At 55.8% G+C, this 11538-nt stretch carries 10 protein-coding genes; 3 read left to right on the top strand and 7 right to left on the bottom strand.

Annotated elements, in window-relative coordinates; genetic code table 11:
• Positions 1–234 precede the first annotated feature (234 nt).
• Positions 235–831, top strand: a complete 597-nt coding sequence (locus BZL43_RS05860) for a TetR/AcrR family transcriptional regulator (protein ID WP_095631437.1) — start codon at positions 235–237, stop codon at positions 829–831.
• 115 nt (positions 832–946) lie between these two features.
• Here the strand turns inward: BZL43_RS05860 and BZL43_RS05855 are convergent, their stop codons facing one another.
• On the bottom strand, positions 947–1393 hold the full coding sequence (locus BZL43_RS05855; protein ID WP_095631436.1) for a DUF411 domain-containing protein: 447 nt from the start codon (positions 1391–1393) through the stop codon (positions 947–949).
• Between the two features lie 419 nt (positions 1394–1812).
• On the opposite strand from BZL43_RS05855, the gene BZL43_RS05850 reads away from it, so the two are divergent.
• Complete coding sequence (locus tag BZL43_RS05850; RefSeq protein WP_095631435.1) at positions 1813–2340, top strand: hypothetical protein; 528 nt, start codon at positions 1813–1815, stop codon at positions 2338–2340.
• Positions 2341–2398: 58 nt separating this feature from the next.
• Here the strand turns inward: BZL43_RS05850 and BZL43_RS05845 are convergent, their stop codons facing one another.
• Positions 2399–3394: an aldo/keto reductase gene (locus BZL43_RS05845; RefSeq protein ID WP_095631434.1), complete on the bottom strand. Its 996-nt coding sequence runs from the start codon at positions 3392–3394 to the stop codon at positions 2399–2401.
• Positions 3395–3511: 117 nt separating this feature from the next.
• Here BZL43_RS05845 and BZL43_RS05840 point away from each other — a divergent pair, with 117 nt between their 5' ends.
• Positions 3512–4438, top strand: a complete 927-nt coding sequence (locus BZL43_RS05840; protein ID WP_095631433.1) for a LysR family transcriptional regulator — start codon at positions 3512–3514, stop codon at positions 4436–4438.
• Here BZL43_RS05840 and BZL43_RS05835 read toward each other — a convergent pair.
• From BZL43_RS05835 to BZL43_RS05815, 5 genes are read right to left on the bottom strand one after another with little or no spacing between them, the layout of a single operon-like run.
• A complete protein-coding gene (locus BZL43_RS05835; RefSeq protein ID WP_095631432.1) occupies positions 4427–5389 on the bottom strand; it encodes a GNAT family N-acetyltransferase in 963 nt (320 codons plus the stop codon). The genes BZL43_RS05840 and BZL43_RS05835 overlap by 12 nt on opposite strands.
• Positions 5389–6678 carry an AMP-dependent synthetase gene (locus BZL43_RS05830; RefSeq protein WP_095631431.1) on the bottom strand — a complete coding sequence of 430 codons (1290 nt, stop codon included), beginning with the start codon at positions 6676–6678 and terminating at the stop codon, positions 5389–5391. Before BZL43_RS05830 ends, BZL43_RS05835 begins: the two co-directional genes overlap by 1 nt.
• A 58-nt stretch (positions 6679–6736) precedes the next feature.
• Positions 6737–9139 carry an aldehyde dehydrogenase family protein gene (locus BZL43_RS05825; protein WP_095631430.1) on the bottom strand — a complete coding sequence of 801 codons (2403 nt, stop codon included), beginning with the start codon at positions 9137–9139 and terminating at the stop codon, positions 6737–6739.
• A gap of 1 nt (position 9140) precedes the next feature.
• Positions 9141–10271: an acyl-protein synthase gene (locus tag BZL43_RS05820; RefSeq protein WP_095631429.1), complete on the bottom strand. Its 1131-nt coding sequence runs from the start codon at positions 10269–10271 to the stop codon at positions 9141–9143.
• Positions 10272–10292: 21 nt separating this feature from the next.
• Positions 10293–11534, bottom strand: coding sequence for an MdfA family multidrug efflux MFS transporter (locus BZL43_RS05815; RefSeq protein WP_095631428.1), 1242 nt, complete (start codon positions 11532–11534; stop codon positions 10293–10295).
• Positions 11535–11538: the final 4 nt, after the last annotated feature.

The following is an 11538-nucleotide window of genomic DNA, read 5'->3' as shown; positions in this document are numbered from 1 at the left end:
GCTTCAGGAGTTGTAAACGCTTGCAATGCCAACGAAAAATCATCGGTTCAGGCCCATTTGGATCCTTCCTCGCCTGCCCCTATACATGGCACTCCTTAAAAGTTTAAGCGTAAAGTTATTAAGAAGGCCTAGTATAAGATATGATAGTTAAAACAGGTTTTGCTCAGCCAGTAGCAGATCTGTTGCATCCAGTTACAGATAGATTTTTTGGTTTGGCTAGAAGGAGCCGGAAGCGTGATTAAAAAGAGATTGGGTCGAGAAGAAAGTCAGCAAGTAACAAGAGATAAATTATTCGACACTGCCACTGACCTTATGGTGAGAAAAGGCTTTCACGCGGCCAGCGTCAACGCTATTTCCGAGGAGGCCGGCTTTTCGAAAGGGGCGTTCTTTTCAAACTTTACAAGTAAGTCAGACTTGCTTCTGCAGTTGACTCAGAGGTTCAAGAGAGTTGAAATAGATCGGTTGAGCGTTACCCTGAGTTCGGGGTATTCATCTGAGCAGCTGACCCATGGATTGAATGCTTATATTGACACCCTTAAAAATAATACCAGTTGTGCAATCCTTGATGCTGAGTTGCAATTGATCGCCTTGCGCGATGAAGAGTTCTCAAAGCATTACTACGATCTGCATCAGGAAAATAGTGAAGCCTTGGGCAAGCTGATTACCATCATATTCAATCATGCAGGCAAGAAACCTCCTTTGGCATACGCCGCTCTTGCAAGAACCTTCACCGCTTTGTCGGAAGGTTTGATACTGCAAGGACATAAAGATCCGGCCTCTGAAATTAAGCTGGTATTGAACTCGCTTATCCGGACAGCGGAGCCTTTATAGCGCTGCCTGTAATATATCCGGCATGTCCGGGGCTCAGACCTCGGACAGGATGCAAATAGGCCCCTCTGTGTTCATGCCCAGAGTTTCAGGCCATCTTCTTCACCCGCGCCGAATATCAATGGGCGGGGTAGTCCGCCACCACCACGTCAGTGCCATCCTTTTTCAGACCAATCACCTGGTAGGCATCGCTCATGCCGTCCGTTTCCATGCCGGGCGAGCCCACTGGCATGCCAGGTGCGGCAACCCCCAACAAATCATCACGCCGGCTCAAGGCCAGTACTTGATCGGCCGGCACGTGGCCTTCGACGAATTTACCGTTGATAAGGCCGGTGTGACACGACGCGAGGCGCGGTGGTACGCCATGTTGTTGCTTGAATTGGCTCATGTCGGCTTCAACATGGTCGGTGACCTTGAAACCGTTGGCTTCCAGATGGCTGACCCATTTTTTGCAGCAACCGCAGTTGGCATCGCGATGGACTTCGATGGGTATCAGCTCGGCAGCCTGGGCCAGGGAAGAGATGAAAAGGGCGCTCAGGGCGGCCAGACGCAGGTGGTTTCGCATGGGGCTCGTCTCGGGTTGTGGCCAAAAAATGCATTTTGACCCGTTTACCCAGCAAATAGACAGGGGTTGTTTCGAATCTGTGGCGAGGGGGCCAGGCCAGCCTGTTGCGATCAACGAACATTAAGCACCAGCAAACTGGTTTGCCGGGCACACATAAACAACTAACCAAGGAGCTTGATTAGTAATCTGCGCCTCTATCGAAAAGTTCAGGTAAACCAAAGAAACAACGCGCTTTGCGCTATGTACCGTAAATGTATGAGAATTGTAAAAAAAGGAAATATCTGTTGGTGACGTCAGAGCACACATCGATACTCGCCCACACTTAACTCGGTTGAACAAGGAACTTTTATGGTCGCCTCACAAGGACGTCTGTGTGTTTTGGATGATCGGCATTCCGTCACGCAGCCGGGAGCCCGGTCATGACAATCGGCTATACAGGCGCGTGGACGAGCAAGGCAGGTTTGCTGGTCAAGGATACCGGCAACGGCAAGCCTGTTACCCACAGCGCCAGGGTCAAGCAGATGCTGGCACTGGTGGGAAGCAATCCCAATGCGCTGAATACGGCGAAAATGGACGAGCAGAAACTGCACAGGAACATCAAAGGCTTCGATCCGGAAAATGTCTCCGCCAAGCAACTGGGCAATCTCAGTGCTTTCTTGAAAAGCAAAGGTCTGATTTCCGATATTACGTCGATGACCTTGCTTAATGCCGGTGACAAGTTTGATCGTTTTGGCGTACAGAAAGACCCGGATGCGAAGTTCAATGCGCTGGAGTATTTCGCCACGCAACTGGACACCATTCAGAACAACAGTATCAAGGGTGACAAGTACGCTGTTGGCCTGATTCCTGAGTACAAGACGGCGATCTACGTCCTGCAGAACTTGCAAGCTTACGGTAAGGGCAATGGCACGACCCCGACTGACAAGGGCGTCCAGGCCAAGGCGTGATGTCTGGCCGCGCTGGCCCGCTCGAACTCTCGAACTCTCGAACGGGCCGGATGCCCTGCTATCGATCAAGCAACTTCATGACTTCTTCCGGATAACGCAGCCCTGCCGTGGCATTGGCCGGGAATATCGCTTCCAAGGCCTGCAATTCTTCGTGGCTCAGCTTCACGTCCAGCGCGGCCATGTTTTCTTCCAGGTATTTGCGCTGTTTGGTGCCTGGAATCGGGATCAGGTAATCCCCTTGGGCCAAGACCCACGCCAAGGCCAATTGGCCCGCCGTTACACCTTTGTCCGTGGCCAGGGCTTGCACTTGCTGCACCAGCAACAGGTTTTTAGCGAAGTTCTCCCCTTCAAAGCGTGGACTGAAGCGACGGTAGTCGTCGGCCGCGAAATCATCCGGACTTCTTAGCGCGCCGGTCAAAAAGCCCCGGCCCAACGGACTGTAGGGCACAAAAGCAACACCCAGGCGCTGGCAAGCTGCCAGGCAACCGTTTTCTTCCTGGTCGCGGCTCCATAACGAGTATTCACTTTGCAGTGCGCTGATCGGGTGAACCTTGTTCGCTCGCTCCAGCGTGGAGACCGATGCTTCACTCAATCCCAGATAACGCACTTTGCCGGCCTTCACCAGTTCCGCCATGGCGCCAACGGTTTCCTCGATGGCCACCTGCGGATCGATGCGGTGCTGGTAATACAAATCGAGGGTCTCCACGCCAAGGCGTTTGAGGGTGCCGTCGATAGATTTGTGTATGTATTCCGGTCGACCGTTGACGCCCCGTGCACCGGGGTTGGACGGGTCACGGACAATCCCGAATTTGCTGGCAAGAAACACCTGGTGACGCTTGCCGGCGATGGCCTTGCCAATCAGTTCTTCATTGGTATGTGGGCCGTACATGTCAGCCGTGTCGAGCAGGTTGATTCCCAGTTCCAGCGCGCGGTGCAAAGTGGCCGTGGCTTCGCGGGTGTTCACGCCGGTGGTGTAGAAATCGGTCATGCCCATGCAGCCCAGACCGATCGCGCTTACCTGCGGACCGTTTTTGCCCAGTTGACGTGTTTGCATGAAATAAGCTCCCTGTGAATTGAAGCCCATTGTTGACCTCGACAGAAACGAGATAAACCGGCTAAAACTGCTATCACTATTTGGAATTTCTAAACAATCAGTCGGTAAGCCAAAGCAATGGACCGTTTCAATGCCATGCGCGTATTCACTCGAATCGTCGAACTGGGCGGCTTCGCCAAAGCGGCGGACAGCCTGCAATTGCCCCGGGCTTCGGTCACCATTCTGATCAAGCAACTTGAGGCACATCTGGGCGTGCAACTGCTGCAACGCACCACCCGGCAGATCAGCCTGACGCTCGATGGCGCCGCCTACTATCCGCGTTGCGTACGGCTGTTGGCGGATCTGGAGGAGACCGAAGCGGTGTTTTCCGCTGCTCGCCAAAATCCCAAGGGGCTGCTGCGAGTGGATATGCCGGCGGGAGTGGGGCGTTTGATCGTGATTCCGGCATTGCCGCAATTCACCGCCCGGTATCCCTTGATCGAACTGGAAATCGGGTTGAACGACCGGCCAGTGGATTTGATTCGCGAAGGTGTCGATTGCGTATTGCGCGGCGGCTCGGCCCTGGACGATTCACTGGTCGCAAGGCCGTTGGTCATGATGGACCAGGTCACCTGTGCGAGCCCGCAATACTTGCAACGCCACGGTACGCCTCAGTGTCTGGCCGATCTCGACGGCCATCGGATGGTGGAGTATTTCTCCAGCAGCACCAGCAAGCGTTATGGGCTGGAGTTTGTGGTTGATGGTCAGGTGCAGCCGATTGATCTGCCCAAACAGGTTTCAGTCAATAGCGCCGATGGATATCTCGCCGCTTGCGAAGCGGGCTATGGACTGGTCCAGACCCCGTTTTATCACGTCGCACGACAACTGGAAGAAGGCCGTTTATGTGAAGTGCTAAAGGCAGTGCCGCCACCGGCGTTTCCGTTGACGGCGCTCTATCCACCGCACCGCCAGTTGTCTCGACGGGTGAGGGTATTTGTCGATTGGCTGGTGGAGCTTTGCGCGCAGCCGAGCGCTGACTTTTATAGAAAACACTCAAGCGGCTGAGCGGGAACCGATACGGGCGTCGACGTACTGGTGGGTTCTCATGGCATTTGCGTTTTGCTGTAAGTCGTCATGCAGTCGTTGCATGTGCGCGCAGTGCAGGTTGAGGGAACGAGGCTGGACGCCTCGATGAAACAGGGCGAACCAGCCATTATCACCTGGCGTGGGCATCAAGCCGGTGAAGGCAAAGCCCAGAGCCGAAAAACTGTGCAGGTCCCGGGCGAAGTGCCGGGACAATTCCAGTCTTGCAGAGATCAGCCAGTGCCTGGGCAATTGGCTGATTTGCTCAAGCAGACGTTTGTTCAAACGTTGAATGACAATATCGAACCGATGCTGATGTTGCTTTATTTGCAAGGGCGTCACGGGCGGTGATGCATTGTCTTGCCGGGTTCCAAACACCGAGCACAGATGCTGCATAAACCTGCGACAGCTTGCGGGCCAAGGCATGTCGGGGAGTGGACGCGTGTGTCCGTCAATCAGGTGACAGCCCATGACGATGGTTTCCGGAAGTGGTTCAGCAAATGGCGAAGGGACATAATCGGGAAGCAGTCCGGTGCTGTGGAAGCCGATCTTTCCTGCCATGCGCTGAGTGTAGGGATGATGCGTCACTTGCTTGATCGAGATGTTCTTGAGGCCCAGAAAAGCGGACTGCCTCAGTAGCTCAAGGCCCAGGTAAGTCGCGAGATTCTGCCCCTGAGCGGTGGGATCTACCACGATGAGGGCCAGTTCCGCGGTATTCGAAGGCGAGTCGCGGCACAGCGCGGCATGCCCGAGCACCCGCGTGTCATCCACAGCCAGTATCGATCGCCAGCGGCCTTCGGCGTTGTGCTGACTGATCATGTTCGGCAGGTAAACATCCGGCTGAGCGTAGATATCGCCGTAGACTTCCCGAAACAACCGGCTCACGGCATCGGCATCGGAAGGACGATAGGGGCGGCATATCAACCGGGTCATCACGCGGGCTCCTGCGAGCAAACATCGTACACGCGCAAATCCTGTACTCGCAGTTGCTTGCCTGAGCGAGGGTGAAGCTGCAGGTCTGTAGTTGCGCAGCAGAGTACTCGAAACTCCAGCAGACCCTCTCGACTCAAGTCGACGATGGCCGGGTAGTGGGCGAGTAACGCTTCACGCAATGCACGGAGCACTGGTTCGACGGCTTGTAATTGAGGCTCGGGCACCCACTTCACGCTCAACAGATCCTTGGCGCCTGTCTGTTCGATCAGCAATTGCCATTGCTCGCTGTGCGCTATGCGCTGAATGATCTCGTGTATTTCTTCAGTAAGCAGCGACAGCACGCCTACGCGTACCCGCTGGCTGTGGGCGCTACGCCCCTTGAGGGCGAATTTACGCATCGGGGTTGCGGTCGGTTCACGCCAACACGCACGGTCGCCCACGGGATAACGCAGCAGCGGCATGAGCCGGCGGGTCAGATTGGTCTGCACTAGCATTCCGATATGATCGCATTCTTCAATCACTTCACCGGTGTCTTCATCGATGATTTCCAGCAAGGTTTGCTGTTCGAAAACCCGATGCTCGCCCAATGCACAATCGCGAGTGCTGGCCCCTATGAGCCCGGCGTCTACACTGGCGTAGCCGATAGAGGCAATGCGGGCGTTGGGGAATACTTCGCCGAGAATTGCCAACTGCGGGGCAAACAGGCTTTCGCCACCGTACAGCAGTGTCTCGACCCCGCACAGCACACGACGATGCTGCATCAGGTAGGCCGCGAATCGAAGCAACTGTGCAGGTACCCCGGCCAGAACATTGATTCGATGTCGAGCGATCGCAACCGCCAGTACGTCTGGTTCAATGTCTCCGGTAAACGGAAACTCACAGATGGATCGTCCGACATGGGCCAGGGAATCGTGGATAAACAGAAAACTGGCGTAGAGATCCCCTGAAAAGAACAGATTGGCGACGCGGTCGCCATTGTTCAATTGAGAAGAAAGACTGTTTCCGAAGGTACTGACCAGTGTTTGCCATTCCTCGTAGGCGTAGACCGCAAGTTTTCCCTGACTGGTCGAGCCGCCGGTTTTAAACACCAACGCATCTTCGACGTTTCCAGTCAAAACCGGCCAATGATTCAAATCACTGCTGCCGGCCCAATAGTCAGTTACATTGGTTAGCGGTAAGTCTTTTAAAACAATACCTGCAGCGGGTAAATGTTTCAGATGCTCGCTGTAATAGCTTGAGTGTTGTCGTACAAAAGGCACGAGTTGTTCGAGCGAATGAATGAATTTCACTGGATTCTCTTTTCAGGTATTTTTATTTGAATAACACGGTCGTTGAGATGTTTTGTTTTTATATTCGTTGATCGACAATCAGTGGGACTTTTCCACTGTGTTTGTTTCGTATGAATTCATGTTCAGCGCAGGCGGTAACTTCGACAATTAACAGGGCCGCGGCTATGGCAGTTGCCAATGCTTCATGGGTCAGCAATTTTTCTCGTACCCGCGTGATATCGGCATCCGTTCGCACTTGCATTCGTTCGACGCCACTGGCGGTGTAATCCAGAACAACTTGAATGGGGACTCCAACGCTGTGTTCCAGCGCCGAAGGTGAGATGAACTCCGTGCCAATCCGCACCAGCTTGCCGTGCCGCTGCAGCAGTTCGAATCGCGGCGTTGGCAGTCCGCAAGGACAAGCTCCGGGGAGCCAGCGGCCCGTGTCGCCGATGTCGTATCGGTGAACCTGCTGACCTTGCCGGGCGCGGGAAGTAAACAGCAGGCGGCCGATCTCATTGGCTTGCACCGGCACATCCTGTTCGAGCTGAACGATCTCCAGGTGCTGGGTCTCGCACATCAAGTGGAACACGCCGTCCGCGGTCGCCCGGCAGGCATGACCCAAGGGGCCTGCATCGACGGATCCATAGAGGGCAGAACGAATCGTCGACACTGCGCAACTTTCCATCAGGCGTCTGCTGGCCTCGCCTGGATGCTCGCCGCCAAGGAACACTTTGCCAATACCGGCATAGTCGCGAAGTCGGGCCTGCTCTTTGAAAAACAGACGATGCAGCGTACTGGGCATGCCAATCAATACGGTGACCCGTTGCTCCACGATCAATCGGGCGATCTCGCTGAAATCGTCGTCCTGCGCAGCCCCCATGGGCAACTGGGTAACGCCCATCTGTTCAAGAATGCTCGAAAAACTGAAAAAACCACCGTACAGGTTCCCGCCATAGAACAGATTCATCACCCGGTCCTGTGACGGATCGAGCCCGGCAGCGAACATGCCATCAGCCGCGGCGCGCATTTGTCGCTGGAAATCCCGGTAGCTGAAACCTGCCAGGGCCGGAGTACCGCTGCTACCGCCGGAGCGAAAATACAGCTGTGCCAGGGGGCTGATCGGCTGGGTCATGAAGGTGTCTTTGTCCATGATCGGGCCACGGGCTGTGTCAGGGGCAGGCGGCACCGGGTCGAGCGTTGAGCGGCCAATCGAGACATCAGCGGCCAGGCTCACAGAGAGGCGACGACTCAGACGCGACAGCGCATAAACACCATCGTGAGGCTCGCCGGCGTAGCCATCATGAATCGTCTGGCAAGGCGCGATGCGCGTGACGCCGGCGTTGACCAGTGTACGAACAAGCTCGGGTGTCCCTGCCGGGGACGCTATCAATGCGCAGCTTTGCAGGACGTTTCGCCAGGGCAACAGCGATTCGGCGAGCAAGTGCTGTGGGACTGGCTTGAGCAGCACTGTACGAAACAGCGGCGATGGCGCGAGTGTCTGATGATGCTCCCAGATGACACGCCATCCGGCGCCCGTCCATACCTGACCGGTCTGATCGTTGAAGCATTGGTCAAGCTGCGCCATGGCGGTGTGCGTGGTGATTTCCGAAGCTTCACGATCTGTCGGCACCAGCGCCGGCCACTGTTGGGCGCGACGCTTGAAGGCTTCGGCCAGACGGTCTCCAAGCTTGTGCAGGACCGCCGGATCGTTGCTGTCCACCAATACCCATTGAGGGCTGGAGCATGCTTGTTGATCCAGCCGACAGACTTCATCTGCCAAGGCATCGAGCGCGGCGGGCTCCGCCGCTTCAGGTGACAGATAGGCAAAGCTGATTTTGTGTCCCCAGTCGATCCAGCGGCACCCCGCAGGAATCTGCTGACGAATCGCCTTGAGCGCTGCCACACCCCCCCAGGCCGATACCCCGTCTGCCGTGGCGCAAAGTTGCGCTATCTGCGAGGTATGAACCGGCAGAACCGCTACGAATTCGGCCAGCTTGCCGCTGCTGTCGCATTGCACAAGGGCGGCCAGCAACTGCGCGGTCAATCCCTGATCGCTGGCACTGGGGCGCAACCAATTGACATTGCCGGCCAGCAGGCTTTCGAGTATTGCGCAGAAGGCCAGTAACGGCGCATTGGCCGGGGTGATATGCACCACCAACCCTAATGGATGCCAGCTTTCGAAACATGGCTGTCGATAGTCGATACGCCGCAGCGAACGCGGTTGCAGGCCCAACTCTCGCTCAAGTTTGCTGCTCAGGTTGCTGCGCTGGCAGAAATCGATCAGCCCCTGATATTGCTCATCATCAAGGGACAGACCCTGGCTGCGAGATTGCAACTTCGTGGCAAAGCGGGCAGCAGACTCGATAACGGTCTCACTGTCGATCGGTGAAGAAAGCAGCTGGGGCAATGGTTTCTTGAGGCGTTCGAGGGCACTTTCCGGGGTGATGTCATCGTGCAACTGGCCATTGATCAGATACATATCAAGCGCCTCCGATCAGTTCGGATGCGGCCATGGCACAACTGCGAGTGGCGGAGGTGCCGGCACGTCCATGGAGCTCGAACCAATCGGTTGGCAGACCGCATCCGCAACTGGCACCGGGATGCAACGTTGCCAGATCGCCCATGACCACGGCATGGGCAGGGCTCGACGAAATGTACGGCGAGACGAATTCCAGCAAGCCGCGCTGGCCGTATGGCTGGACAGTGAAATCGGATGGGTTGCGCACGAAAACCTTCGAATAGATCGGTACATGAAAATGATGGTGGGCACACTGGATATAAGGCACTGCATGCTCTACGGCGCCATAGCCGTCCCGACAGCGGGGCAGGTCGATACCCAACTGCCGATTGATTCGGGCATACAACCGATGCAGGGGAATTTCCTGTGCCTCCTGGGTTTTCCAGCCACCCCCCAGAAACACCAGTGACTGGGCAGGCAACTGCAAATCAGCCACGCCGGTGTCTTCCATGCATTGAAGGGCATGCGAAAGGAACGCCGGAAAACCGAGAATGCGAACCGGCAATCCTTCCTCGGCAAATTCCTGCAAGGCCCGAATCACACCAAAAAGATCGAACTCATGACCTTTGCCGGTAAGACGCAATCCGTAAACGACACGGTTGATGGGGGCGTAGCTGCAAAGAAACTGATCGGTATAGGCAGTGCCCAGGGTAATGGCCGCTTCGGGTTCATAGCTCAGGAGCAGATAGTTGCAGGGGCTGTCCGGTGTATCCCAGCCGTAATGCCGGAAAATGTGGTTCACCATGCCTTGTGCGGCGGCCATGCTGCGATGGTCGTAGCGCATGCGACTTTTTTGGCCGCTGGTGCCGGATGATGTCAGCTCCAGCGCGCCTTCGCCTGTGGGGCCGTAAACCAGATGACGCTTGAAGTAATTGGCGAAAATCGGCGGCAACCTTGACCAGTCATCCAGCGTCTCCAGGGCGTTGGCGTCAAGACCATTGGCATTCAACCAGCGTTCATATCCGGGCGTGTGATGACAATGAAACAGGCTGATTTCGCTCATGGCCCGGTCGAACAGACCGTCCGGCACGGAATCCAGGCAATAGGGTTGCGTTAACGCACAAAGCGCATCGGTATGGGGTAGATGGATCATCAAAAAACCTACTGATTGGTGTCAGATCGCAAGCGGGATGCGAGAACGACGCAGAAACAATTTCAAGGGCGCCAGGCACAGTAGCCCCATGAGACAGGCCATCAGAGCGAAGGCCTCAAGGCTGTCACCGACACCCAGGGCCGCGATAATCGAGCCGCCACCACCCATGACAGCAATGGAGATCATGCCGATCGCGGCTGAGACCAGCCCTTTACTGTCATCGCTGGAAAACAGCGCGAGCCGGTACAGCGCGGCGTTGCTCATGCCAAGACCGATGGCGTACAGCGACAAGCAACTGACCAGCAGGAGCGTCGAAGCACCGGTGAAAGTGATGGCGGCCAATGCGATTAGCCCACCGCAAAACGGCCACAGCGCGTATCGAATCAGTTGGGGCAGTTCAGTGTTGGCAATCAAACGGTTAAGTATCAGATTGCCGAGAATGACCGCCGCGAACACCGGGATCTGCCACAGGCCGTACTGCAAGGTGGAAAGTCCCTGGTTCTGGATCAACAGGAGTGGTGCCAGCCCGATCCAGGCAATCAACGGCAGGCTCATCAGTCCCAAGGCGATGCTGGCGCGCAGGAATTGAGTATTGGTGAGCAAAGCGGTGTAGCGGCGCACCGTGCCACCCCATTCAAAGGGGACGGCAGCCAGTCGTTGACCGTCCTGACGCAAAGTGCCCACCGTTTCCGGCATATACCAATAAAGCCCTAGCCAGACCATCGCGCCGCCGACCCCTAATGCAAAAAACAGCTCCCGCCAGGAGAGCCATTCCAGCATCAGACTGCCGAGCAAAGGACCCAGCAGCGGAGAGAGCAGTGCCACGTTGCCCAGCAATGCCATGATCTTTACAGCGTCGGCTTCACAGAAGACTTCTTGCAGGGCTGGATAACTGACCGCGATGACAAATCCCAATCCCATGCCCTGAATCAGGCGTAAACCATTGAAGACAAAGATGCTCTGCACGTAAAACGCCGCAGCGCAGGCTAGAGCGAATGCCGCACAGCCGATGAGCAGTATTTTGCGACGCCCGAAATGATCGGACAGTGGACCGATAAACCACTGCAATAGAATGCCCCCGGCCAAATAAAGATTAAAGGCGTAGGGAACATGACTCGCGGGGGCATTCAGTTGATGGGTTACGGTCAACATGGCCGGCATGATCATATCGCTGGCCATATACGTCAGAAGTTCAAAAAGAGTGATTGCAAGGCAGAAACCAAGTAGGCGAGACGAACTTATATCTATTAACGGTTTATGCATGATG

Origin of the sequence: Pseudomonas sp. PICF141, assembly GCF_002286815.1 — a bacterium.
In the GTDB taxonomy this organism is placed as follows: domain Bacteria; phylum Pseudomonadota; class Gammaproteobacteria; order Pseudomonadales; family Pseudomonadaceae; genus Aquipseudomonas.
Note: the sequence above shows the minus strand (reverse complement) of the source record. Positions and strands in the feature narration are given on the sequence as shown.